This window comes from Ponticoccus litoralis (assembly GCF_039769985.1).
Lineage (GTDB): Bacteria > Pseudomonadota > Alphaproteobacteria > Rhodobacterales > Rhodobacteraceae > Ponticoccus > Ponticoccus litoralis.
The window spans coordinates 1,940,076-1,964,341 of the sequence record NZ_JBDNCH010000002.1 but is presented as its reverse complement, the minus strand read 5'-3'; the positions used below and the strand labels follow the sequence as shown (position 1 = coordinate 1,964,341).

The following is a 24,266-nucleotide window of genomic DNA, read 5'->3' as shown; positions in this document are numbered from 1 at the left end:
ATGCGCCCCGGGGGCGCGGCTGCATCACGACAGGGCCGCCGCGAAATCCTGGTAATCGAAAGAGCGCACGAGGCGTTCGGTTCCGTCAAGTTCCCGGATCGCGATGGACGGCATCTGCACCCCGTTGAACCAGTTCTTCTTGACCATTGTGTAACCGGCGGCGTCGTCGATGGACAAACGGTCGCCGGGCTTCAGCGGCGCCGGGAAGCGGAACTCTCCGAAGATATCGCCCGCAAGGCAGCTCTTGCCGCAGATCATCCATTCCTGTTCGCCCGACTCGGCCATCCCGGCGCTTTCGCGGTAGATCAACAGGTCGAGCATATGCGCCTCGATCGAGCTGTCGACGATGGCGAGGTTCTTGCCGTTGTAGAGCGTGTCGAGCACCGTGACCTCGAGCGTCGTCGACTTGGTGATCGCGGCCTCGCCCGGTTCCAGGTAGACCTGCACCTCGTTGGTGCCGGCGAAGCGCTTCAGCCGTTCTGCCAGCCTGTCCAGCGGATAGCCCTCGCCGGTGAAGTGGATGCCGCCGCCGAGGCTGATCCAGTCCATGCGGCGGATCAGATGGCCGAAGCGCTGCTCGATCATGCCCAGCATGGCGTCGAAGCGTTCGAAATCCGCGTTCTCGCAGTTGTTGTGGAACATGAAGCCGCTGATCAGGTCGGCCACCGGTGCGATGTCCTCGGGCGCGTGTTCGCCGAGGCGCGAGAAGGGGCGCGCCGGGTCGGCAAGGTCGAAGCCGCTGGTGGAGACGCCGGGGTTCACGCGCAGGCCACGGGTATGGCCCCGCGACACCTCTTCGAAGCGGGTCAGCTGCTGGGCGGTGTTGAAGATGATCTTGTCGGAGGAGGCCAGCACCTCGTCGATCTCGTCCGGCGCCCAGGCCACGGAATAGGCGTGGGTCTCGCCGGGGAATTTCTCGCGGCCCAGCTTGACCTCGAAGAGCGAGGAAGAGGTGGTGCCGTCCATGTACTCGCTCATCATGTCGAAGACCGACCAGGTGGCGAAGCATTTCAGCGCCAGCAGGGCCTTGGCGCCCGAGTGTTCGCGCAGCCAGGCGATCTTTTCCATGTTCGGCAGCAGGCGGGCCTTGTCGATCAGGTAATAGGGAGTCTGCATGGTCCTGTCCTCCGCGCGGGTTACGTCCCGACCTAGTGGGGCAGACCCCGAAGGGCAATGGCATGTTGGGCCCGGAGCGCCGGGAAATGCGGTTTTGCCCGGCGCGGCAAAGCGCCTGTCTCCATGGTATGTGGCTTTTCCCGCGCCTGTTCCGCCGTCCCGGCAGGGCCTGCTTCGACAGCCCGCCGGAGCCGGAAAGGCCCTTCCCTGCCCTCGGCGCCCCGCATGGCTGCGGCACATGCTGGACCGGCAGGACCGCCTTGCGCATCCGACCGCGCGGCTGGCCTGCCCGGGCGACAGGCCGGATCGCGGCGAGAGCCGCCGCATGGTGCTGCAGGAGCTTCACGCCCTGTCGCGCAGCGCCGGGGACCGGAGGGCCTGCCTCTTGGGCGCGGACGTACTTCCGACATCGCCGGGGGACCGTTTTCTTTCAAAGAAAACGGCCCGAAGTCTTTGCAAGACTTCGGCGCCTCGGCAGGCCGCGCCGCCCATGAAAAAGGGCGCCCCCGGCAGGGGACGCCCGATCTCGTCAGCACTCGGTTGTCCGATCAGCCGATGATTTCGTTCAGCGTCTGGCTGGGACGCATCACCGCCGCCGTCTTGGCCGGGTCGCTGTGGTAGTAGCCACCCAGATCCGCCGGTTTGCCCTGCGCTGCCGCAAGCTCGCCGGTGATCGCCGCCTCGCCATCGGCCAGCGCCTTGGCGATGGGCGCGAAATGCGCCGCCAGTTCGGCGTCGTCGGACTGCGCGGCCAGGGCCTCGGCCCAGTAGCGGGCGAACCAGTAGTGGCTGTCGCGGTTGTCCGGCTCTCCGACCTTGCGCGAGGGCGAGCGGTCGTGGTCGAGGATGCCCTGCGTCGCGGCCTCTACCGCGTCACCCAGCACCCGCGCCTTGGCGTTGCCCTTCTGGTCGGCGAGGAACTTGAACGATTCCCCCAGAGCGCAGAACTCGCCCAGGCTGTCCCAGCGCAGGTGGTTCTCTTCCTGCAGCTGCTGGACGTGCTTGGGGGCAGAGCCGCCCGCGCCGGTTTCGAACAACCCGCCGCCCTGCATCAGCTTGACGATCGACAGCATCTTGGCCGAGGTCGCCAGTTCGAGGATCGGGAAGAGGTCGGTCAGGTAGTCGCGCAGCACGTTGCCGGTGATGGCAATGGTGTTCTCGCCCTTGGTGATGGTCTCCAGCGAGGCAATGGTCGCCTCGCGGGGCGCCATGATCTCGAACTTGTCCGCCACGCCCTTGGCGTCGAGGATCGGCTTGACCATGGCGATCAGCTGGGCGTCATGGGCCCGCTTCGCGTCCAGCCAGAAGATCGACCGGTAGCCGGTGGCCTTCTGCCGCTCGATGGCCAGGTTCACCCAGTCCTCGATGGGTGCCTTGCGGGCCGAGGCAGAGCGCCAGATGTCGCCCGCTTCGACCTTGTGCGAATGCAGCACGGTGCCGTCGTCCAGCACCATCTTCACGGTGCCGTTCTCGGGGATTTCGAAGGTGGTCGGGTGGCTGCCGTATTCTTCCGCCTTCTGCGCCATCAGGCCAAGGTTCTGGACCGTGCCCGCGGTGGCCGGGTTCAGCGCGCCGTTCTCTTTGAAGAACGCGATGGAGGCCTCATAGACCGGCGCATAGCTGTTGTCGGGGATCACGCAGTTGGTGTCGTGTTCCTTGCCGTCGGGGCCCCAGCCCTTGCCGCCCGCGCGGATCAGCGCCGGCATCGAGGCGTCGATGATCACGTCCGACGGGACGTGCAGGTTGGTGATGCCCTTGTCCGAGTTCACCATGTACATCGGCGGACGGGTGTCGCGCACCGCGTCGATGGCGGCCATGATGTCGGCCTCGTCCTTCACCTTCTCCAGCAGCGAGCCCAGGCCGCCGTTGGGGTCGACGCCCAGTTCCTTCATGCGGTCGCCATACTGGTCGAAGACCGGCTTCAGCCACTGCGTCACCGCGTGGCCGAAGATGATCGGGTCAGAGACCTTCATCATCGTGGCCTTCATGTGCAGCGAGAAGAGCGTGCCCTCGTCCTTGGTCTTGGCGATCTCGTCGGCGAGGAAGGCATCCAGCGCCTTGGCCGACATGTAGGTCGCGTCGACAACGGTGCCTGCGGGGTAGGACACGCCGTCCTTGAGGACCGTCTCGCCAGCGGCGGTTTCCAGCACGATCTTCGCGGTCGCGGGTTTGTCGAGGGTCGCGGACACTTCGTTCGAGAAGAAGTCGCCGCCCGACATGGAGGCGACGCGGGTCTTGCTGTCCGCGGTCCACGCGCCCATCCGGTGCGGGTTGTTCTGCGCGAATTTCTTCACGGCGGCGGCGGCGCGGCGGTCAGAGTTGCCCTCGCGCAGGACCGGGTTCACGGCAGAGCCCTTGATGGTGTCGTACTTGGCCCGCGCGGCTTTTTCCGCGTCGGTCGCGGGCGCCTCGGGGTAGTCGGGCAGCGCGTAGCCCTGCGCCTGAAGCTCCTTGATCGCGGCGACCAGCTGCGGGACCGAGGCCGAGATGTTCGGCAGCTTGATCACGTTGGCCTCGGGCGTCTTGACCAGTTCGCCGAGGATCGCGAGGTCGTCGGGGATACGCTGCTCTTCGGCCAGCGCCTCGGGGAAGGTCGCGATGATGCGCCCGGCGAGGCTGATGTCCTTCGTGCCGACGGTCACGCCGGCGGCAGAGGCGAATTTCTGGATGATCGGCAGGAAAGAGGCCGAGGCCAGCTCGGGCGCCTCGTCGACCTTGGTGTAGATGATGTCAGGCGTGGTCTGATCGGACATGAAGAATTCCCTTCGTTCGAGTCTGGCCACCCATAGGCCAAAGTTGGGCACAGGTCCACAGTATGCAGCCGTATACATTGCCGCAGCGCGAGCCGGGCAACCCCCGCCCATGAGAGGATCCTTGCCGACCCCTCGCCGCTTTCCCGCGGGCATTAACCGATCATTAGGGACTCGGCTCCTAAGAGACTTATTGAGCGGTTTTTTTGTCCGGGGGACGACCATGAGCCACAGACTGCACGGACCGGCGGGACCACGCCCTACCGGATGCCCCTTGCCTGCGTCCCCCGCCACACCCTTGCAGAGGCGGGGACCGGATGCGCCCGCCGTGCCGCGCCCTTGCCGCTGCGCCGCGATCTGAGGCAAGACAAGGGGTCGCGGGGAATGACACAGCAATCCGGCACCGCCTTCGCGCTGAGCCTGATCGCCCAGTCGATAGAGCGTTCGCCGCAGGCGGCGATCCTGCTCGACTGCTCCCGGCGCATCCTGCTGGCCAACCGCGAGGCGCGCAGGCTGCACGGGCTGACCACCCGCGCCCTATTGCCCGCCGTTGCGACCTCTGACAGCTGCGGGATCGCCCGGGGCCTGGCCCAGGCGCTGTGCGGCACCCGGGCCATCCCGATGAAGCTGAGTTTCGGCAGCACGACGCAGGCCTTTCAGGCCTGGCGGGTCGATCCGCTGCCCGGCGAGAAACACGGCATGGTCATGCTGAAGGCCGACCCCGCGCCCGGCGCGGCGGCGCGGCTGCGCAGCCTCACCGCCGCCCATGCCGAAGCCGAGGAACGGCTGGCCATCGCCGAGGAAGAGCGGCAGCGCCTGCGCCGCACGGCAGCGCAACTGGACACCATCGCCAAGACCGACATGCTGACCGGCCTGCTGAACGCCCATGCCTTCCGCCTGCGCTGCGCCAGCGGCCTTGCGCGGGGCGATCTGGACGGCGCCCTGCTTTTCGTCGACCTGAACGGCTTCAAGCCGGTGAACGACCGTTTCGGTCACGCCGCCGGTGATCATGTGCTGCGGCTGGTGGCCCGCACCCTGCGCGCCGCCCTGGGCGAGGGCGATCTGGTCGGGCGCCTTGGCGGCGACGAGTTCGGGCTATGGCTGCGCGGCGCCGATGCGGAAAGCCTGCCGGACCGGCTGGCCGATCTGCGCGCGGCGCTGGCACAGCCGATCACCCGGGAACGGCAGCCGGGCGTGACGGTGCTGCTGCCGCATGGCGGCGCGGCCATCGGCGCGGCGGTCTGGCCCGCGGACGGGCGCCGCTACGAGGATCTTCTGGCCACCGCCGATCACCGCATGTACGCCGACAAGCCCGAGACCCGCCGGGACCGCCCCGAAAGCCGCAGCCGGGCCTGAGGTCAGCGCCCCAGAAGACCCCGTGCCTCTTTGGCGATCCGCTCTGCCGTAACGCCGAAATGCCGGTACAGCGCCTCTGTCCGATCCGATGCGCCGAAGCCCGTCATCCCGACAAAGGCGTCGCCGCGATCCAGCCAGCGCTGCCAGCCGAACGCCATCGCCGCCTCGACCCCGACGCGCGGCGCGGTGCCAAGGACGTCGGACTGGTAGGCCGCGTCCTGTTCGTCGAACAGCTCCCAGCAGGGCATCGACACGACGGCGGCGCGAATGCCCTCTTGGGCCAGCAGGGCGCGGGCCTCGACGGCCAGCGCGACCTCTGTCCCGGTGGCCAGCAGCGTCACGTCACGCGCGCCCTCGTGCCCCGGCAGCAGGTAGGCGCCCCGGCGGCTGAGGTTCCGCGACCCGTCGCGTCGCACCGGCAGCGCCTCCTGCTTCGACAGGGCCAGCAGCGCGGGCGTGCGGCGGCTTTCCATGCAGATCTCCCAGTGCCTCGGCGGTCTCGATGGCGTCGGCGGGGCGGAAGACGCGAAAGTTCGGCATGGCGCGGTAGCTGGCGAGGATCTCGACCGGCTGGTGGGTCGGCCCGTTCGAGCCGACGCCGATGGAATCGTGGCTGAAGACAAACAGGCCCGGCAGCCCCATCAGCGCGGCCATGCGCATGGCAGGGCGTTCGTAATCGGCGAAGGCCAGATAGGTGACGTTGACCGGTCGCAGCCCGCCATGGGCGGCAATGCCGTCGGTCATGGCGCCCATCAGGTGCTCGCGCACGCCGCAATGCACGTATGACCCGCTGCGGTCCTGCGCCGTCAGCGCATGGCGGCTGCGCTTGTGGTTCGTCGGCGCCTCAAGGTCGGCGCAGAGAACCAGCGTTTCGGGCAGCACCTCGGCCAGCACGTCGCAGACGTCGCCCGAGGACAGGATCGTGGCGCGCGGCTCCAGCGCGGCCTGCGCGCGCAGGCGGTTGGCCGTCCCGGCCCAGTCGTCGGGCAGCGCGCCCGAGGTCCAGCGGTCGAAATCGGCACGCTCGGCATGGCCCGCGCGGCGCTGCTGCCAGTCGCCGTGATCCGTCGCGGCGCGCTGCATGGCCTGCGCCCAGTCGGCGCGGACCGCCTCGGGCACTTCGAAGGACCCGGCGCTCCACCCCAGCTCGGTGCAGGCCTCTTCGCGGTCCTGCGGCGTCAGCGGCGCGCTGTGGCCGCCGCGCTGGCCCTGAAGCCGGGGCAACCCGCGCGCGATGGTCGTGCGGCAGGCCAGCAGCGAGGGACGCGGGTCGTCCTTCGCCGCCGCCAGCGCCGCATCGACGGCGGCGATGTCGTGGCCGTCCAGTTCCTGCACATGCCACCCGGCGGCGCGAAAGCGTGCGGGCACGTCCTCGGAGATCGACAGCAGCGTGTCGCCGTCGTCGGTGATGTGGTTGTCGTCCCAGAGGAAGGTCAGCTTGCCCAGCCGCAGGTGCCCCGCCAGCGACACCGCCTCTTGGCCGACGCCCTCTTGCAGGCAGCCGTCGCCGACAAAGGCCCATGTCCGGTGATCCACCAGATCGCCGCCGAATTCCGCGTTCAGCCGCGCCTCGGCCACGGCCATGCCCACGGCGCAGGCGATGCCCTGCCCCAGAAGGCCGGTGGTGATCTCGATGCCCGCGTGCTGCTCGATCTCGGGATGGCCCGCGCAGGTAGACCCCAGACGGCGGAAGCTCTTCAGCGCGTCCAGCGAGACCGCGTCATAGCCCGCCAGATGCAGCAGCGAATAGAGCAGCGTCGAGCCATGGCCGTTCGACAGAACCACCCGGTCGCGGTCGGGCCAGAGCGGGTCGGCGGGCGCGGCCTTCAGGTGGTTGGCGTAGAGCGTCGCGGCGATCTCTGCCATGCCCAGCGGCACGCCCTGATGCCCCTCGCCCGCGGTCAGGATGGTGTCGAGCGCAAGAAAGCGGATGGCGTTGGCCATGCTCTGGATATCGGTCATGGGTCTTCTCCCGGGGGCCTTGGGGTCGTCTGGCGACAGGCCTTACCCGGTTTTGCACCGGCTGCCTTTGAAGTTCTCCTAACAAGGATGTGTCACGGACTACAGGGTATCGGGGTCAAATCCGGCCTGCGGCACCGGCGGCGCGAAGGAACATCCCAGCGCGGTCAGACAGGCGCGGGTCTCGGCCTCGTGCTCCTTCGCGGCGCCTTCGATCCAGCCGTGAAAGCGCCCGACGATACGGCGGTTCAGGTGGCGCGGCGGGCAGACAAACCAATAGGCCGGGAACTCGATGACCGGCAGCGTGGGGAACAGCGGCACCAGCGATCCCTCGGCCAGTTGCGGCAGGCAGAGCGCCGCGCTGTCCAGTGCCACGCCGCCGCCCTCGCGCGCCATTTCCAACGCCATCGAGGAGCGGTCGAAGCGGAAGGGGTACTGCGGCAGCGCCAGCGTCACGCCGGTGGCCGCCAGCCAGAGATCCCAGCGCAAGAGCGATTTGACGCTGTCGATCAGCCGCGCCGCCGTCAGAAGCTCGGCCGGGTCCGCGCCCACCTCGGCCACCAGCCGGTCGCGGTAGGCCGGGCTGGCCATGGGCAGCACGAGGTCATGCATCAGCGGTTCCACCGTCAGCCCCGCCCAGTCGCCCTGCCCGTAGCGCAGGTCGAGGTCGATGGCCTCGGTCTCGAAGCTGGAATAGTCGGGGGTGGCGTCGACGCGGATCGCCCAGTCCGGGTGCAACTCGGCAAAGCGGGCGATGCGGGTGCCCAGCCAGCGCACGCCGAAGGTCGGACTGACCCGCAGCGACAGGGACCGCATGTCGCGCTGCCGCCCGATGGCATTGCGCGCGTTGCGCAGTGCGCCAAAGGCCTGCGTGGTGACCTGAAACAGCCGGTCGCCGTCCTGCGTCAGCACCAGCCGCCGCTTCTCGCGCCGGAACAGGCGGATGCCAAGCTGCGTCTCCAAAAGGCGGATCTGCTGGCTGACGGCAGAGGGCGAAACGCCAAGCTCTCCGGCGGCGCGGGTCACGGTGCCCAGACGGGCCACCGCCTCGAAATATTCCGTCGCCTTGAGGTTGATGTCGCGCATGGATGCCGCCCTCCCCGTGGCGGCACCCGCTTGATAGCGCGGAAAGCCCGGGCTTTCCCAGCCCTTGCAGGTCTTGACCTTGCCCTGTCTCCGTGCGACCAAACCCCGCCTGTTGGGAGACGGCGCGCCCGGGCCCACCCCGGTCGGACTGGCAGGATGGGCCCCGCCCCATCCTGCACCAGCCCTCAGCCGTCCAGCAGCGCCTTCTGGTCCTCCCGCATCTGCACGATGTCCAGATCCTCCACGATCTCGACGTCGTCGAAGCTGACCACCTGATCCTTCTCGATGGCGCGCTTCAGCTTGACGTGATGCGCCAGCCCGATGGGCAGGGCGTTCTTCTGCACCGATTGCGTGGCCGGGATCGCCTTGGCCCAGACCTTGTAGCCGCCCTCGCCGTCAAAGAACTCGCCCGCCTGAAAGCTGCCCTTGGAGGTCGCAACCGCATCGGCGCGGTAGCGCGTCGAGGACCCCGTCGCCTCGCCCCGCAGCACGGCGGAGAGCACCGAGACCGAGGTCTCCAGCCCGATCAGGTGGAAGGGCCGCCACATGGACCCGTACCAGCCCGACTTGTCGGTCAGCAGGCCGTATTGCTGGAAACAGGCGCGGGTGTATTCGTCGGGCGCCTTGAAGGTCACGAACATGCCGTACTGGATGTTGTTCAGCACCATGCGCCCGTCCGGCTCGCGGCTGGCGGCGATATCGACGATCCCGGCCTTCTCCAGCCGCCCGCCCGCGCTGACCGGCTTGAAGACCTCGGCGAGGTCCTGCAGGCCCGACGGCGGAAAGGCCAGCCCGTCCGAGGGGCAGTCGAGCCCGGTGGCATTGGCGACGGCGGCCATCTCGATCGCCGCCTTGGTGCCATCGGTGAAGGAGTTGTACATCTTCGGGTTAAAGTCGCCTGCCGCGACCTCTTCCTCGCTCCAGCCGAAGTAGCCCCAGACCGTGTCCGGCGTCGAATAGCGGTAGGCTGGCGCGAAGTTCATGCCCTTGCCCGCCGCCATCAGCTCGAAGCCGCAGGCATGCACCCAGTCCACCAGCTCGCAGATCGCCGCGGGCTGGTCGCCGTAGGCCATGGAATAGACCACGCCCTTCTGCCGCGCCCGATCCGCCAGCAGCGCGCCGCAGAGCACATCCGCCTCGACGTTGACCATGACCACATGCTTGCCCGCGTCGATGGCGGCCATGGCATGCCGCAGCCCGGCGATGGGGTGGCCCGTGGCCTCGATGATGCACTCGATCCCCTCGGCCTCGCAAAGCGCCCCGGCGTCCTGCGTCAGGAAGGTCGTGCCGTTGTCCATGGCGTCGCCGAAGGAGGTCGCCGCATAGCGGTCCTCGGACCAGCCGACCCGCGCCAAAGATCCGCGCGCCTTCACCGGGTCCAGATCGGCGATGCCGACGATGTGATAGCCCGGAATGCACTTCGCCTGCGCCAGGATCATCGAGCCGAATTTCCCGGCCCCGATCAGCCCCACCCGCACCGGGCGGCCCTCGGCGGTGCGTTCTGCCAGCATGCGCGACAGGTTCATGGTCTCTCTCCTCCTGCAATGGGTCGCGGCGACCATGCGGCAGCACCCCAGGGCCTTCCATTTAGATCCGCTAACGAAATGCTTAAGAAAACCCGATTGAAAATGCGCCCCCTGCGCGCCAGTGATCGCGCCGACACGACCCGCAGGGAGGCAGGCCCCATGACCACCGACACCGGCAAACCCGGCTCCAACACCAGCCTCGCACAGCGCGCCCGGGCGATCCGCCGCAACGCGCTTCTGATGGGCGAGGTGCAGGGGCAGGGCTACATTGGCCAGGCGCTCGGCGCCGCCGACCTGCTTGCGGTCAGCTACTTCCACGCCATGGACTACCGCCCCGGCGACCCCGAGTGGGAGGGCCGCGACCGCTTCTACCTGTCGATCGGCCACTACGCGATCGCGCTCTATGCCGCGATGATCGAGGCTGGCATCCTGCCCGAGGACGAAATCGCCACCTACGGCATGGACGACTCGCGCCTGCCCATGTCCGGCATGGCCAGCTACACGCCGGGGATGGAGATCACCGGCGGCTCGCTCGGCCACGGCCTCGGCATCGCGGTGGGTGCCGCCATGGGGCTGAAGCGCAAGGGCTCGGACCGCTTCGTCTACAACCTGCTCTCGGACGGCGAGCTGGGCGAGGGCTCGACATGGGAGGCGGTGATGTCCGCGACCCAGTGGAAGCTCGACAACCTGATCGCCATCGTCGACTTCAACAACCAGCAGGCCGACGGCCCGACTCGCGACGCGCTGGCCCAGACCCCCGAGGCCCCCAAGTGGGAGGCCTTCGGCTGGCACGCCCAAGAGGTCGACGGCAACGACATGGACGCGCTGGTGCAGGCCTTCGACACCGCCCGGACGCTGAAAGACGCCAAGCCCCGCGTGATCATCTGCAACACCAGGATGTGCAAGGGCATCCCCTTCCTCGAAGAGCGCGAGATCACCCACTTCGTCCGCGTCGAGCCGGAAGAATGGCAAAAGGCGCTGGCGATCCACGACGCCAACAAGCCCGCCTGATCCGCCCTTCTCTGGTCCCGAAATACCTCGGGGGAGGCGCGCAGCGCCGGGGGCAGAGCCCCTTCACCCCCAGACAGGAGCCCCACATGACCGACGTTCCCTTCGGCCCGAACTCCCGCCGCAAGTCCAAATACGCCCCGCGCACCGCACCGGCCGCCGAGGGCGCCCGCACCTCCGCCATGATCGCCTCGCTGGATGCGGAGGGGCGCAAGACCATTGCCACCCCCTTCGGCACCGCGCTCTGCGAACTGGCGGCGCAGCGCGACGATGTGGTCGGCCTCTCCGCCGACCTGTCGAAATACACCGACATGCACATCTTCGCGAAGGCATACCCCGACCGCTTCTACCAGATGGGCATGGCCGAACAGGTGCTGATCTCCGCCGCCGCCGGGCTGGCGCGCGAGGGTTTCATGCCCTTCGCCACCACCTACGCGGTCTTCGCCGCGCGACGGGCCTATGACTTCATCGCCATGGCCATCGCCGAGGAAAACCTGCCCGTGCGCATCTGCTGCGCCCTGCCGGGTCTGACCACCGGCTACGGCCCCAGCCATCAGGCGACAGAGGATCTCGCGATCTTCCGCGGCATGCCCAACCTGACCATCATCGACCCCTGTGACGCCACCGAGACCGCGCAGGCCACCCACGCCATGGGGACCATCGACGGCCCCGTCTACATGCGCCTCCTGCGCGGCAAGGTGCCCGACGTGCTGGGCGACTACGGCTACCAGTTCAAACCGGGCAAGGCACAGGTGATCCGCGAGGGCCGCGACGTGCTCTTCATCTCCTCGGGCTTCATGACCATGCGCACCCTCGACGCCGCCGCCCAGCTGGCCAAGGACGGTACCGATTGCGCCGTCCTGCACGTGCCCACGATCAAACCGCTCGACACCGAGACCATCCGCGCCGCGGCCGCGAAATCCGTACCGCCTCGTCGTCACTGCCGAAAACCACAGCCTGATCGGCGGCCTCGGCGAAGCCGTCGCCACCGCGCTGATGACCGGCGGCATCCACCCGAGCTTCCGCATGATCGGCCTGCCGGACGAATTTCTCGACGCGGGCGCCCTGCCCACCCTGCACCACCAATACGGGATATCGGTCGAGGCCATCTGCGCCTCGGTCAAATCCTGGCTCTGACCCCAGCTTCTTCTGTCCAGAAATATCCCGGGGAGGCGCAAAGCGCCGGGGCAGAGCCCCCACCTGCCCCCTCCCCCGCCAACATGGAGCACACCGCATGACACTTCTCGACGGCAAGACCGCCATCATCACCGGCGCCGCCTCGGCGCGCGGCCTCGGCAAGGCCACCGCGACGCTCTTCGCCGAACACGGCGCGAAGATCGCGGTGCTGGACCTCGATGCCGAGGCCGCAAAGGCCGCCGCCGCCGACCTGCCCGGCGCGGGCCACATCGGTCTGGCCTGCAACGTCACCGACAAATGGGCCTGCATCGACGCCGCCGCGGCGGTGCTGGAAGCCTTCGGTCAGGCCGACATCCTCGTGAACAACGCGGGCATCACCCAGCCGCTGAAGCTGATGCAGATCGAGCCCGAGAACTACGATGCGGTGACCGACGTGAACCTCCGCGGCACGCTCTACATGAGCCAGGCGATCATCCCGCACATGCGTGAGCGCAGGACCGGCTCGATCGTCAATATCTCGTCGGTCTCGGCACAACGCGGCGGCGGCATCTTCGGCGGGCCGCACTACTCGGCGGCGAAGGCGGGTGTGCTGGGCCTGACCAAGGCCATGGCCCGCGAACTGGCGCCCGACGGCATCCGCTCGAACGCGGTCTGTCCCGGCTTCATCGCCACCGACATCACCGGCGGCAAGCTGACGCCCGAGATGATGGAGATGATCCTCGACGGCATCCCCATGGGCCGCGCCGGAGAGGCCTCGGACGTGGCGGGCTGCTGCCTCTTCCTCGCCTCGGATCTTTCCGCCTATGTCACCGGCTCCGAGGTGGACGTGAACGGCGGATCGCTGATCCACTGAGCCGTTCGATCCGGCGGCGGCCATGCGAGGGGCCAGCCCCTCGCGCTCCCCGGGATATTTCCGGACAGAAGAAACAGGGCGCCGGGGTTTCGACCGCGGCGCCCCTTTTTCGGACCCTTGTCGGGCCGCGCGGCTTACCCGGCGGCGACCACTTCCTGGCGCTGCTCGCCAAGGCCCGCGACGCGCAGCTCCATGACATCACCCGGCTTCAGGAAGCGCTGGGGGTTCATGCCCAGACCCACGCCCGAGGGCGTGCCGGTGGCGATGATGTCGCCCGGCATCAGCTTCATGAACTGGCTCATGTAGCTGACGATCTCGCGCACCGAGAAGATCATGTCCGAGGTGTCGCTGTCCTGCACGCGCTCGCCGTTCAGGTCCAGAGACAGCTCCAGCGCCTGCGGGTCCGGCACCTCGTCCGCGGTCACCAGGTAGGGGCCGCACGGCCCGAAGGTCGGCGCCGACTTGCCCTTGATCCACTGGCCGCTGCGTTCCGCCTCGGAAGGCGCGCTCGGATACGTCGTTGATCACGCAGTAGCCCGCCACGTGATCCAGCGCGTCCTCCTCCGAGACATAGAGCGTCTCGCGCTCGATGATCACGCCCAGCTCGACCTCCCAGTCGGATTTTTCCGAGGTGCGCGGGATCACCACCGGGTCGAAGGGACCGGACAGCGACGAGGTGGCCTTCGAGAAGAGAATCGGCTCTTTCGGGTTCTTGGCGCCGGTCTCTGCCGCATGCTTGGCGTAGTTCAGACCGATACAGAAGAAGTTCGGCACCGAGGCGAGGCAGGCGCCGATGCGGCCCGGCTCTTCGACCAGCGGCAGCGAGGCCGGGTCCAGCGCGCGAATGCGATCCAGCGAGTCCGGCGTCAGCGCCGCGCCGGCCAGAACCGGCAGATGGGCCGACAGATCGCGAACCTTGCCTTCGGCATCCAGCATCCCGGTCTTTTCAGAGCCCGCGGGCCCAAATCGCAACAGTTTCATGGTGCGTTCTTCCTCCTTAGAACTTCGGGTGTCCTGTAACGACCCCCGGCCCGTGGTTTACGTGCGCGCCTCGGTGAGCGCCAGCGCGTCTTCCTCGAAGCGGTGCCGGACGTTGATCGACAGGTGTTCCAGGTGGCCGCCGATCTCGCGGGCGACGCGGGCGGCATCGCGGGCCACCAGCCCCTCGACGATGGCGCGGTGCTGGTTCAGCACCCGGTCGCGGGACCGCTTGCGCGCCGCCGACAGGAAGCGTGCGCGCCAGAGCCGCGAGAGATAGGCGTTGTGGGCTTCGGCCATGGAAGCGTTGTGCGAGGCCTGGGCGATGGCGACGTGGAACCGCATGTCGATCTCGAAGACATCCACGGCATCGAGGTCGTCATAGACCTTCTCCATGTACTCCTGGATCTCGCGAATGCCCGCGATTTCCGCATCCGTCGCCCGTTCGCAGGCGAGTTCCGCCGACTTCAGTTCCAGCGTGGCCAGAACCTCTATGTTGTCGCAGATTTCCTGCAACGAGGGATTGGCCACGATCGGGCTGCGCGAGGGGCGCAGGATCACCAGCCCCTCCTTGGCAAGGATGCGGATCGCCTCGCGCATGGGGGTCCGGCTGACCCCCATCTCTGCGGCGTTGTCGCGTTCCTTGATCGAATCCCCCGGCGCCAGTTTCCCGCGCAGGATCTCGCGGCGCAACTGGTGCGCGATCGTCTCGGGCAGAGTCTTGTCCGCCATGCTCCCCCCAGTCCTTCGACCCTGCGGGAATGTCGCTTTTTCTTCCACGCAGAGCAATTTCCGAAATTTGGTATACCAAAAATGGTTGATTGTCGAGGCGGCTTTCGCTAGCGTTCTAACCCGATGGTATACCATCTGCGCGTGGAGGACGCGCAACTTTTCCGGGGCTCCGGCCCCCTCTGGGAGGATACTGATGAAGCTTGTCTCGATTCTGAAAACCGCGGCGATGGCCTCGGTCGTGGCCGTTCCGGCCTTTGCGCAGGACGTCACCCTGCGCATGCAGACCCATTACGCAACCGAGCACCCGACCGGCCAGATGCTGGCCACCTTCATCGACGACGTGCAGACCATGTCCGACGGCGCCATCGCCATCGAGATGTTCTACAGCTCGTCCGTGGTCGCCACGACCGAAACCTTCGACGCGGCCATCAACGGCATCGTCGACTGCGATGCCACCGGCGGCGCCTACCAGACCGGCAAGAACCCGGCGTTCCAGTTCGTCGGCGACATCATGGGCGGCTACGAGACCCCCGGCAGCAGTACAGCTGGCTGTACCACGGCGGTGGCTACGACGCCGCCCAGGAACTGTACAACGCCAACGACATGCAGCTGATCGGCTGGTCGATCTACGGTCAGGAATCGCTGTCCTCCTCCAAGCCGCTGAACGGTTTCGAAGACATCAAGGGCTGGAAGTTCCGGTCGCCCCCGGGCATGGAAACCGAGATCTTCGAAGAGCTGGGCGCCTCGCCCATCGTGATGGACTTCACCGAGATCTTTACCGCGCTTGAAACCGGCATCATCGACGGCGCCGACGCCTCCGGTCTGGCCAACAACGTCGGTCTTGGCCTCTACGACATCGTCAAGCATGCCACCTACCCCGGCTTCCACTCGATGCCCTCGGACCACCTGGCCTGCAACAAGGCCGTCTGGGACGGTCTGAGCGACGCGCACCGCCGCATCATCGACACCGCGTGGCAGAAGCTGTCCTTCCAGATCGCGCTTGCGAACGAGAAGGCCAATGCCGAAGCCGCCGCCGCGCTGGTCGAGCAGGGCGTGACCCTCTACGACTGGTCGCCGGAAGACCGCGCGGAGTTCCGGCGCGCCGCCCAGGTCGCCTGGGAAGACTGGGGCACCCGGTCGCCCGAGGCAGGCGCGATCCTGGCCAGCCACAAGGAATACATGACCAAGCTGGGCCTGATCGAGTGATCCGGCTGGCCCGACGCGACCACGCGCCGGGCCGCATGGAGGACCATGGCGGGCCCCTTGTTTCAGGGGCTCGCTTTTTTACACCCAAAATCAAGGCAGGGGGCTGAACCATGCAGGACAAAAGCCTGTTTCTGGGCTCTATGAGGCGTCCCGTGAAGCTGGCGATGATCGCTTTCACGGCTGTGACGCTGCTCATCTACGCCTGGCTCGTCGTGAACGCGATCTTTTCCGCCGACGCCATCGGCATGCACCAGATGATCCGCCCCGCCGAGGGTGGCCCCATCGTGGTGCTGATGCTTGTGGCCATGACCGGGGCGCTGCTCTTCGCCTCGCTCTATCTTGCGGACTTCAAGGGCGCCATCGAGGCCGAGCCGGACGGCTTCTTCGACATGGTCAGCCTGGTGATCTCGCGGCTGGCGATGATTTCGGTCGCAATCATCGTGATCGTGATGTTCTACGAGGTCGTCGCGCGCTACGTCTTCTCGGCGCCGACGCTCTGGGCGAACGAGCTGTCGCTCTGGATCGCCGCCATCGTCTTCCTGCTGGCCGGGCAATACGCCATGCAGCAGCGCAGCCACATCCGCATCTACGTGATCTACGACATGATGCCCCGCTGGATGCAGAAGACCTCTGACGTGATCTCGGTCCTGCTGATCGTCCTGTTCTTCTTCGCCCTCGTCTGGGGTGGCTGGAACGACGCCATCCGCCGCCTGATGCGGATGGAGACCTTCGGCACCGCACAGGACCCACCGCTGCCGGGCACCGTGAAGATGGCGATCCTGGTGGCCATCGGCCTGGTGACGATCCGGGCGATTTCCAACCTGATCGCCGACTGGAACAAGGCGCCCGAACATCACAGCGCCGATGACATCGACGAACACGAGATCGAGAACATCCGCCGCACGCTGGAAGAGGACAACACGTAATGGTCGACGTCGGCACACTCTCCCTGATCGTCCTCTTGGCGATGTTCGCATTGCTCGCCATCGGGATGCCGCTGGGCTTTGCCTCGGCCTTCCTTGCCGTGGTGACGCTGGTCCTGAAATTCGACGTCGACATCCTGTTCCGCACCTTCGGACAGGGACCGCTGTCGGTCCTTGGGCAGGCGGTCTACCGGCAGATGACGAACTACGTCCTCATATCGGTGCCCCTGTTCATCTTCATGGCGGCGCTGCTGGAACGATCCGGCATCGCGCGGGACATGTACAACTCGCTGAACGTCTGGCTCAGCCGCGTCCGCGGCGGCATCGCCATCGTGACCTCGATCATGGCCGTCATCATGGCGGCGATGTCGGGGATCATCGGCGGCGAGGTGGTTCTGCTGGGCCTGATCGCCCTGCCGCAGATGCTGCGCCTGAACTACGACCAGAACCTCGCCATCGGCACGATCTGCGCCTCCGGCTCGCTGGGCACCATGATCCCGCCCTCGATCGTCCTGATCTTCTACGGGCTGGTGACCGAGACCTCGATCAAGGCGCTGTTCACCGCCTCCTTCCTGCCGGGCTTCATGCTGGCGACCTTCTTCCTGATCTACATCATCGTGCGCACGCAGATGAATCCCGCGCTGGCGCCGCTGCCGCCCGAAGACCCCGACGCCCCCAAGGGTGGCGAGAAGGGCATGATGTTCCTCGGCTTCCTCGCCAAGTTCACCATGTACTTCACCGGCTTCCTGCTGCTCCGGGCGCTGTTCTTCACGGTGACCGGCGACAACGTCGTGCGCGAGGGCGTGGACCCGATCGTGCTGGGCATGGTCTCGGACATCCCCTGGATCATCGGCGCCTTCGCCATCGCCGCCCTGCTGGTCTTCGTGATCATCGGACGCGAGCGCACGGCGAAGGGCTGGGACATGGGCAAGGGCCTCGTCGCCCCGATCATCGTCATCGGCGTGGTGCTGGGCTCCATCTACATGGGCATCACCGGCATCACCGAAGCGGCGGGCATGGGCGTCGTGGCGGTCTTCGTCATCGGCCTGCTCCGGCGCGAGATGACCTTCGACATCGTCTGGGACAGCCTCATGCGCACCCTGCGGTCGACCGGCACGATCATCTGGGTGACCATCGGCGCGGCGGCCCTCGCGGCGGCCTACACGCTGGCGGGCGGCCCGACCTACGTGGCCAACATGATCGTCAACTCCGACCTGCCCACCATGGGGGTGATCCTGCTGATGATGCTGATCTTCCTCATCATGGGGATGTTCATGGACTGGATCGGCATCGTGCTGCTGATCATGCCGGTCTTCCTGCCCATCGTCATCCGCCTGCCCCCGGAAGAGATCGGCTGGTTCGGCAGCATCGACCCGCGCTTCATCCCGATCTGGTTCGGCGTGGTCTTCTGTATGAACATGCAGGTCAGCTTCCTCTCGCCGCCCTTCGGCCCCGCCGCCTTCTACCTGAAGTCCGTGGCCCCGGCGCATATCTCGCTGACCGACATCTTCAGGGGCTTCCTGCCGTTCATCTGCCTGCAACTGCTGGCACTGATGGTGCTGCTGGCCTGGCCCCCCATCATCACGATCTTCCTCTAGATCGCCCGGGCCGGGACGCCGAAAAGGCGCCCCGGCCTCCCTCTCATCCCGGACGAACGCCCCTCTTTCTCCCCGAACCCGGGCTTCTTCTTGGCCCAAATACCTCCGGGGCTCATCCCTGTCGCGCCATTGGCCCGAAAGACAATGGCGACGGCAGCCCCCAGCCAGAGGCCGCCATGCCCATCTCCGACCGCCTTCAGCCCGACCGCATGCGCATCCCGCCCGACACAGCCGTCGCGGTCTCGATGCAAGAGGCCTCGCCCCGGGGCGAGAGCGCCAAAGGCACCGCCCCCCCTCCGCGGCGCCCCCATCGCGCCCTTTCCGAGGCTCCCCCATCCGGCCCGGCCATGCCCCCTTCCCCCCGCCGCGCAAGCGGCGCGCTGATGCCGCCGTGCACCCGTCTGCCGCGCCCCCGACGCGCAGCCACAGGGCGCCACGGGGCCTCGGGCGCGGCCTCGAAACGCCCCCGCCCCTTTCCGAAGGCATGGCCCCCGCGCCCGAAAGGCCCGGTCCGGGCAGCGCCTTCCACCGCGACAGGCTGAAGGAGGTCCGTCAATGACGCGCATGCTAACCCCGGAACAGGTCGAGTTCTTCGAGACCGAAGGCTACCTCGTCGTCGAGAACGTGCTCTCCGCCGACACCCTGACGGCGATCAGGGCCGAATACGGCGCCGTCATGGACCGGCTCTACGCCGGATGGCAGGCCGAGGGCCGCGTGCCCGACGGCACCGACCTGGATTTCTGGCAAAAGCTGCTCGCCGCCTATGCGGCAGGCTGCGAGTGGTTCCAGCCCATGGACATCACCCTGCCCGGCTCGAAGATCGAGGCCGACACCCCCTTCCACATCGGCCCGGCGGTGATGCAGATGCTGACCGATCCGCGCCTTCTGGACATGGTCGAGGATCTGATCGGCCCGGAACTCACCTCGAACCCGATCCAGCATGTCCGGCTGAAGCCCCCCAGCCGCACCCTGCGCGCCGGCGAGGCAACGGCCCATATCCAGGCCACCGACTGGCATCAGGACCGCGCCGTCGCCCATGAAGAGGGCGACGATACGCAGATCGTCACCGTCTGGCTCGCCATCGGCGACGCCACCCCGGAAAACGGCTGCCTCAAGGTGATCCCCGGCAAGCCGCAGATGTACCCGCATTGCCCGCAGCGCCAGACCTCCATCGCCGCGGGCTGCCTCGACGAGACGAAGGCGGTCGCCCTGCCGGTCAAGGCCGGCGGCGCGGTGCTCTTCCACCCGCTGACGCCGCATTGCTCCTTCGACAACACCTCCGACAGCTTCCGCTGGAGCTTCGACATCCGCTACAACGTCACCGGCCAGCCCACGGGCCGCGCCCATTTCCCGGACTTCGTCGCTCGCTCCCGCGCCAACCCCGACAGCGAGTTCCGCGACTGGCAGCACTGGAAGCGGCAATGGGAAGAAACCCGCGCCGCCCTCGCCCCGAAGGACCACATCCCCATTCACCGCTGGAAAGGCGACAGCCCCGCCTGCGCCTGACCCTTCCACCCCGATGCCCCCTGGTTTCTTCTGTCCGGAAATATCCCGGGGGGCTCCGAAGGAGCGGGGGCAGAGCCCCCTCCGACGCAACCACCCCCGAGCCAGACCAGACAGGCACGCCATGAACACAGTCCGCCTTTCCGACGCCGACAATGTCGTCACAGCCATCCGCCCCCTCGAAATCGGGCAGGACGGCGCCACCCAGCTGATCCCGCGCGGCCACAAGATGGCCAGCCAGCCCATCGCAAGGGGTGAGGCCGTGCGCAAATACGCGCAGGTCATCGGCTACGCCGCCGAGGACATCGCCGAGGGCGCGCATGTCCACACCCACAACCTCGAGTTCCGCAACGTCGATACCGCCTACGAGTTCGGCACCAACCTGCGCGCGGCCCCCAAGGCCACGACCCGCGACACCTTCATGGGCTATCGCCGCCCCACCGGGCGCGTCGGAACGCGCAACACCATCGCCGTGCTGACCAGCGTGAACTGCTCGGCCACCGCCGCGCGCAAGATCGCCGAGCATTTCACCCCCGAACGCCTTGCCGCCTACCCCAATGTCGACGGCGTGACCGCCTTCGTGCACGGCACCGGCTGCGCCATGGGAGGCGACGGCACCGGCTTCGAACTGTTGCAGCGCACGCTCTGGGGCTATGCCCGCAATCCCAATGTCGGCGCCGTGCTGATGGCCGGGCTGGGCTGCGAGATGATGCAGATCGACTGGCTGATCGAGGCCTATGGCCTGACCCCCGGCCCGCTCTTCCAGACCATGAACATCCAGGACGTGGGCGGGCTGCGCAAGACGGTCGAGATGGGCATCGCGAAGATCGAGAAGATGCTGCCCCTGGTCAACGAGGCGCAACGCGAGGAATGCCCCGCCTCCGAGCTGATGGTGGGTCTCGAATGCGGCGGCTCTGACGCCTGGTCGGGCATCACCGCCAACCCCGCCGTGGGCTACGCCTGCGACCTGCTGGTGGCGCAGGGCGGCACCGGCGTGCTGTCCGAAACCCCCGAGATCTACGGCGCCGAGCACATGCTGACGGCCCGCGCCGCCTCGCGCGAGGTCGGCGACAAGCTGATCGAGCTGATCCACTGGTGGGAGCGCTATACCGCCAATGCGGGCGGCTCGATGGACAACAACCCCTCGCCCGGCAACAAGAAGGGCGGGTTGACCACGATCCTCGAAAAATCGCTGGGCGCCTCCGCCAAGGGCGGCACGACACCGCTGATGGGCGTCTTCAAATATGCCGAACCGGTGACCGCCGGGGGCTTCGTCTTCATGGACAGCCCGGGCTACGATCCGGCCTCGGTCACGGGCATGATCGCAAGCGGATGCAACCTCGTGTGCTTCACCACCGGGCGCGGGTCGGCCTTCGGGTCGAAGCCCAGCCCCTGCATGAAAGTGGCCACCAACTCCGAGATGTACGGGCGGCTTCACGAGGACATGGACGTGAACGCGGGCACCATCCTGTCAGACGGCAAGACGGTCGAGGAGGTCGTACCGCGAGATCTACGAGATGTGGCTGCGCATGGCCAGCGGCGAGAAGACCAAGTCGGAACTTCAGGGTCTTGGCGACTACGAGTTCGTGCCCTGGCAGATCGGCGCGGTGATGTGACGGGCGGGCGATCCGCGGTGACGCGGGACGCCCTGAACAACCGGCGGACCGGGGCTCTGCCGTCGTCATTGTCTCTCGGACCAATGGCGCGACAATGACGACCCCGGGATATTTGAAGACAGAAGAAGACCAAGGGGACGGTATGACGGATCGACGTGGGACGCCTGAGGGCGACAGGGCATGACGGCGCTGCCGATCTGTGTCGTGGGAGCGGGCTCCATCGGGCAGCGCCATATCGAGGTGGCGGGGCTCTCGGAGCGGGTGGAGCTGGTCGCGGTCGTGGAGCCGGACGAGGGCCTGCGGACGGCTTTGGCGGCGCGGGGGCTGCCGATGGTGGCCGATGTCTCGGAGGTGCCGGGCCATGTGCGCGCCGCCGTGGTGGCAACGCCCACCCCGGCCCATGCGCCCGCCGCACGGGCCGCGCTTGAACGGGGTTGGGCGGTACTGGTCGAAAAGCCCCTGACCGGCACGCTGGACGAGGGCCGGGCGCTGCTGGATTTTGCCGAGGAGAAGGGCCTGCCGCTCTATTGCGGCCATCACCGGCGCTGCCATCCCTTTTCCACCGCCGCGCGCGCAGCCCTGCAGCGGATCGGCGCCCCCGTGGGGGTGCAGGCCCTGTGGTCCCTGCGCAAGCACGACAGCTATTACGGACCCGAGTGGCGGCGGTCGCCCGGGGCCGGGCCGCTGATGACCAACCTCAGCCACGAGATCGACCTCTTGTCCTTCTTCTACGGCGAGGCCATCGAGGTCACGGCCCTGACCTCTTCCGCCGTGCGCGGCCTGGCCATCGAGGACAGCGCCGCGCTGGCGCTGCGGTTCGAAAGCGGCGCGCTGGGGTCGATCCTGATTTCGGACGCGGGCGCCTCGCCCTGGGCCTTCGAGGCGGCGACCGGCGAGAACCCGGCCATCGCGCCGTCGACCGAGGACTACATGCGCTTCACCGGCACCGAAGGGGCGCTGGCCTTCCCGTCGCTGACGCTCTGGCAGGCCGGCCAGCCCGGAGAGATCGAGTGGTCGAAGCCGCTTGCCCGGGTGCCCGGAGCGCCCTTCGACCCCGTGGACCCCCTGCGGGTGCAGATCGACCGCTTTGCGGCGGTGGTCGGGGGCGGCAGCGACGACGTGCTCTGCACCGGCGCGCAGGGGCTTGCGGCGCTGGAGATGACTTTGGCCGCCGCGCTCTCGGCGCGGACCGGCAAGCCGGTGGCACGCGGAGACGTGCCCGGCGATTTCAACGGTTCCTGAGAGGAGAAGACCATGACCAAACCCCGTATCGGATTCATCGGACTGGGCCTGATGGGCCGCGCCATGGTGGGCTGCCTTCAGGACGCGGGCTACAGCCTGACCGTCCTCGGCAATCGCGACCGCACCGGCGTCGAAGAGGCCGTCTCACGAGGCGGCACCGAGGCCGCGAGCGCCGGGGCGCTGGCCGAGGCGAGCGATATCGTGATGCTCTGCGTCTCGACCTCGGCGCAGGTCGAGGGGCGCATCTACGGCGACGACGGCGTGCTGGCCGGGGTGCGGGAGGGCGCCGTGGTGATCGACTTCGGCACCTCGTTGCCCGGCTCGACCCAGAAGATCGCCGCTGACATGGCGGCGAAGGGCGCGATCTACCTCGACGCGCCGCTGGGCCGCACGCCCGCGCATGCCAAGGAAGGCAAGCTGAACATCATGTGCGCCGGGGACGAGGCGGCCTACCAGAAGGTCAAGCCGGTGCTCGACGTGCTGGGCGAGAACGTCTTTCACCTTGGCAAGACGGGCAATGGCCACACGATCAAGCTGATCAACAACTTCTTCGCCATGACCACCGCGATGGCGATGTCCGAGGCCTTTGCCATGGCCGATGCGGCGGGGATCGACCGCACCGCGCTGTTTGACGTGATGGCGGCGGGGCCGAACCGCTCCGGCATGATGGAATTCATCCGCAACTACGCCGTCGACGGCAAGATCGACCTTGCCTTCTCGGTCGAGAACGGCGCCAAGGACGTGGGCTACTACGGCACCATGGCGGACGATCTGGGCCGCGACAGCCGCATGTCCCGAAGCACCGTGGCGGTTCTGGAAGAGGCCAAGGGCACCGGCGACGGCAGCCGCATGATCCCCGAGATGGTCGACTGGATGATCAAGCACCTCGGAGACAAGGCATGAGGCTGAAGGGCAAGACGGCCTTCGTGACGGCGGCAGGTCAGGGCATCGGCCGCGCCATCGCCGAGGCCTACCTGCGCGAGGGCGCCACGGTCACGGCGACCGACCTGAAGGCGGAGCTGCTGGAGGGGCTGGAGGGCGCGACCTGCTTTGCGCTGGACGTGACCGACAAGGATGCGGTGACGGAAGCGATCCAGAGTGCCGCGCCCGACGTCCTGGTCAACTGCGCGGGCTACGTGCACGGCGGCACCATTCTGGAGGCCACGGACGCGGACTTCGACTTTGCCTTCACGCTGAACGTCCGGTCGCAGTTCCACACCATGCAGGCCGCCCTGCCCGGCATGATCGGGCGCGGCGGCGGCTCCATCGTCAATATCGCCTCGGTGGCGGGCAGCATCGTGGCGGCCCCCAACCGCTGCATCTACGGGGCGTCCAAGGCGGCGGTGATCGGGCTGACCAAATCGGTGGCGCTGGACTTCGTGACCAAGGGCATCCGCGTGAACTGCATCTGCCCGGGCACGGTGGACAGCCCCTCGCTGCATGACCGGCTTCGGGCGATGGGCGACTACGCCGAGGCCCGCCGCGCCTTCGAGGCGCGCCAGCCCATGGGCCGCATCGGCACGGCGGAAGAGATCGCGCATCTCGCGGTCTACCTCGGGTCCGAGGAAAGCGCCTTCACCACCGGACAGGCGCATGTGATCGACGGCGGCTGGGCGGTCGGCTGATCCCGGAGAGGGCCGGTTTCTTCGAAAGAAACCGGCCCGCATTCCGTGCCGG

General features: G+C 67.6%; 17 protein-coding genes and 3 pseudogenes. 12 read left to right on the top strand and 8 right to left on the bottom strand.

Features of this window, described 5'->3' with window-relative positions:
* Nucleotides 1–24: 24 nt before the first annotated feature.
* Both ABFB10_RS10625 and ABFB10_RS10620 read right to left on the bottom strand, forming a co-directional pair.
* Nucleotides 25–1,116, bottom strand: coding sequence for a carboxynorspermidine decarboxylase (locus ABFB10_RS10625; RefSeq protein WP_347166508.1), 1,092 nt, complete (start codon nt 1,114–1,116; stop codon nt 25–27).
* Nucleotides 1,117–1,664: 548 nt separating this feature from the next.
* Nucleotides 1,665–3,869, bottom strand: a complete 2,205-nt coding sequence (locus ABFB10_RS10620; protein ID WP_347166507.1) for an NADP-dependent isocitrate dehydrogenase — start codon at nt 3,867–3,869, stop codon at nt 1,665–1,667.
* Between the two features lie 381 nt (nt 3,870–4,250).
* On the opposite strand from ABFB10_RS10620, the gene ABFB10_RS10615 reads away from it, so the two are divergent.
* Nucleotides 4,251–5,222, top strand: a complete 972-nt coding sequence (locus ABFB10_RS10615; protein ID WP_347166506.1) for a GGDEF domain-containing protein — start codon at nt 4,251–4,253, stop codon at nt 5,220–5,222.
* Between the two features lie 2 nt (nt 5,223–5,224).
* Here ABFB10_RS10615 and ABFB10_RS10610 read toward each other — a convergent pair whose 3' ends face one another.
* The 4 genes from ABFB10_RS10610 to ABFB10_RS10595 form a co-directional block, all read right to left on the bottom strand.
* Nucleotides 5,225–5,638 (bottom strand): transketolase-like TK C-terminal-containing protein, encoded by a 414-nt coding sequence (locus ABFB10_RS10610; protein WP_347166505.1) that lies wholly within the window; start codon nt 5,636–5,638, stop codon nt 5,225–5,227.
* On the bottom strand, nt 5,565–7,184 hold the full coding sequence (locus ABFB10_RS10605; protein ID WP_347166504.1) for a transketolase family protein: 1,620 nt from the start codon (nt 7,182–7,184) through the stop codon (nt 5,565–5,567). The genes ABFB10_RS10610 and ABFB10_RS10605 overlap by 74 nt, the downstream gene beginning before the upstream one ends.
* Nucleotides 7,185–7,283: 99 nt before the next feature.
* Entirely contained in the window at nt 7,284–8,267 is a 984-nt protein-coding gene (locus ABFB10_RS10600; protein WP_347166503.1) for a LysR family transcriptional regulator, read from the bottom strand.
* A 185-nt stretch (nt 8,268–8,452) separates the two neighbouring features.
* Nucleotides 8,453–9,793, bottom strand: a complete 1,341-nt coding sequence (locus ABFB10_RS10595) for an NAD(P)H-dependent oxidoreductase (RefSeq protein ID WP_347166502.1) — start codon at nt 9,791–9,793, stop codon at nt 8,453–8,455.
* Between the two features lie 159 nt (nt 9,794–9,952).
* Between ABFB10_RS10595 and ABFB10_RS10590 the strand changes: the two genes are divergently transcribed.
* The 3 genes from ABFB10_RS10590 (at nt 9,953) to ABFB10_RS10575 (ending at nt 12,791) form a co-directional block, all read left to right on the top strand.
* On the top strand, nt 9,953–10,804 hold the full coding sequence (locus ABFB10_RS10590) for a transketolase (protein WP_347166501.1): 852 nt from the start codon (nt 9,953–9,955) through the stop codon (nt 10,802–10,804).
* Nucleotides 10,805–10,890: 86 nt separating this feature from the next.
* Complete coding sequence (locus ABFB10_RS10585) at nt 10,891–12,039, top strand: transketolase family protein (RefSeq protein ID WP_430523007.1); 1,149 nt, start codon at nt 10,891–10,893, stop codon at nt 12,037–12,039.
* Nucleotides 12,036–12,791, top strand: a complete 756-nt coding sequence (locus ABFB10_RS10575) for an SDR family NAD(P)-dependent oxidoreductase (RefSeq protein WP_347166500.1) — start codon at nt 12,036–12,038, stop codon at nt 12,789–12,791. The genes ABFB10_RS10585 and ABFB10_RS10575 overlap by 4 nt, the downstream gene beginning before the upstream one ends.
* A 134-nt stretch (nt 12,792–12,925) precedes the next feature.
* Here ABFB10_RS10575 and ABFB10_RS10570 read toward each other — a convergent pair.
* Nucleotides 12,926–13,772, bottom strand: a pseudogene (locus tag ABFB10_RS10570) (fumarylacetoacetate hydrolase family protein).
* 57 nt (nt 13,773–13,829) lie between these two features.
* Nucleotides 13,830–14,501, bottom strand: a complete 672-nt coding sequence (locus tag ABFB10_RS10565) for a GntR family transcriptional regulator (protein WP_347166499.1) — start codon at nt 14,499–14,501, stop codon at nt 13,830–13,832.
* A 193-nt stretch (nt 14,502–14,694) separates the two neighbouring features.
* Here ABFB10_RS10565 and ABFB10_RS10560 point away from each other — a divergent pair.
* The 8 genes and pseudogenes from ABFB10_RS10560 (at nt 14,695) to ABFB10_RS10525 (ending at nt 24,214) form a co-directional block, all read left to right on the top strand.
* Nucleotides 14,695–15,707, top strand: a pseudogene (locus tag ABFB10_RS10560) (TRAP transporter substrate-binding protein).
* A 110-nt stretch (nt 15,708–15,817) separates the two neighbouring features.
* The gene (locus ABFB10_RS10555) at nt 15,818–16,633 is read left to right on the top strand and encodes a TRAP transporter small permease subunit (RefSeq protein ID WP_347166498.1); all 816 of its coding nucleotides are present in this window, start codon (nt 15,818–15,820) and stop codon (nt 16,631–16,633) included.
* Nucleotides 16,633–18,228 carry a TRAP transporter large permease gene (locus ABFB10_RS10550; RefSeq protein WP_347166497.1) on the top strand — a complete coding sequence of 532 codons (1,596 nt, stop codon included), beginning with the start codon at nt 16,633–16,635 and terminating at the stop codon, nt 18,226–18,228. The genes ABFB10_RS10555 and ABFB10_RS10550 overlap by 1 nt, the downstream gene beginning before the upstream one ends.
* A gap of 555 nt (nt 18,229–18,783) precedes the next feature.
* The gene (locus tag ABFB10_RS10545) at nt 18,784–19,734 is read left to right on the top strand and encodes a phytanoyl-CoA dioxygenase family protein (protein ID WP_347166496.1); all 951 of its coding nucleotides are present in this window, start codon (nt 18,784–18,786) and stop codon (nt 19,732–19,734) included.
* Nucleotides 19,735–19,855: 121 nt separating this feature from the next.
* A pseudogene (locus ABFB10_RS10540) lies at nt 19,856–21,347 on the top strand (UxaA family hydrolase).
* Nucleotides 21,348–21,527: 180 nt separating this feature from the next.
* Nucleotides 21,528–22,589: a Gfo/Idh/MocA family protein gene (locus tag ABFB10_RS10535; RefSeq protein ID WP_347166495.1), complete on the top strand. Its 1,062-nt coding sequence runs from the start codon at nt 21,528–21,530 to the stop codon at nt 22,587–22,589.
* A gap of 12 nt (nt 22,590–22,601) precedes the next feature.
* Nucleotides 22,602–23,492, top strand: a complete 891-nt coding sequence (locus ABFB10_RS10530) for an NAD(P)-dependent oxidoreductase (protein WP_347166494.1) — start codon at nt 22,602–22,604, stop codon at nt 23,490–23,492.
* Nucleotides 23,489–24,214, top strand: coding sequence for an SDR family oxidoreductase (locus ABFB10_RS10525; RefSeq protein WP_347166493.1), 726 nt, complete (start codon nt 23,489–23,491; stop codon nt 24,212–24,214). Before ABFB10_RS10530 ends, ABFB10_RS10525 begins: the two co-directional genes overlap by 4 nt.
* The last annotated feature ends 52 nt before the right edge of the window (nt 24,215–24,266 follow it).

Coding starts and splice junctions, on each gene's coding strand:
- ABFB10_RS10585 (WP_430523007.1), top strand. CDS start 10,891: ATGACCGACGTTCCCTTCGGCCCGAACTCCCGCCGCAAGTCCAAATAC.
- ABFB10_RS10620 (WP_347166507.1), bottom strand. CDS start 3,869: ATGTCCGATCAGACCACGCCTGACATCATCTACACCAAGGTCGACGAG.
- ABFB10_RS10600 (WP_347166503.1), bottom strand. CDS start 8,267: ATGCGCGACATCAACCTCAAGGCGACGGAATATTTCGAGGCGGTGGCC.
- ABFB10_RS10525 (WP_347166493.1), top strand. CDS start 23,489: ATGAGGCTGAAGGGCAAGACGGCCTTCGTGACGGCGGCAGGTCAGGGC.
- ABFB10_RS10605 (WP_347166504.1), bottom strand. CDS start 7,184: ATGACCGATATCCAGAGCATGGCCAACGCCATCCGCTTTCTTGCGCTC.
- ABFB10_RS10555 (WP_347166498.1), top strand. CDS start 15,818: ATGCAGGACAAAAGCCTGTTTCTGGGCTCTATGAGGCGTCCCGTGAAG.
- ABFB10_RS10545 (WP_347166496.1), top strand. CDS start 18,784: ATGACGCGCATGCTAACCCCGGAACAGGTCGAGTTCTTCGAGACCGAA.
- ABFB10_RS10595 (WP_347166502.1), bottom strand. CDS start 9,793: ATGAACCTGTCGCGCATGCTGGCAGAACGCACCGCCGAGGGCCGCCCG.
- ABFB10_RS10530 (WP_347166494.1), top strand. CDS start 22,602: ATGACCAAACCCCGTATCGGATTCATCGGACTGGGCCTGATGGGCCGC.
- ABFB10_RS10535 (WP_347166495.1), top strand. CDS start 21,528: ATGACGGCGCTGCCGATCTGTGTCGTGGGAGCGGGCTCCATCGGGCAG.
- ABFB10_RS10625 (WP_347166508.1), bottom strand. CDS start 1,116: ATGCAGACTCCCTATTACCTGATCGACAAGGCCCGCCTGCTGCCGAAC.
- ABFB10_RS10575 (WP_347166500.1), top strand. CDS start 12,036: ATGACACTTCTCGACGGCAAGACCGCCATCATCACCGGCGCCGCCTCG.
- ABFB10_RS10565 (WP_347166499.1), bottom strand. CDS start 14,501: ATGGCGGACAAGACTCTGCCCGAGACGATCGCGCACCAGTTGCGCCGC.
- ABFB10_RS10590 (WP_347166501.1), top strand. CDS start 9,953: ATGACCACCGACACCGGCAAACCCGGCTCCAACACCAGCCTCGCACAG.
- ABFB10_RS10550 (WP_347166497.1), top strand. CDS start 16,633: ATGGTCGACGTCGGCACACTCTCCCTGATCGTCCTCTTGGCGATGTTC.
- ABFB10_RS10615 (WP_347166506.1), top strand. CDS start 4,251: ATGACACAGCAATCCGGCACCGCCTTCGCGCTGAGCCTGATCGCCCAG.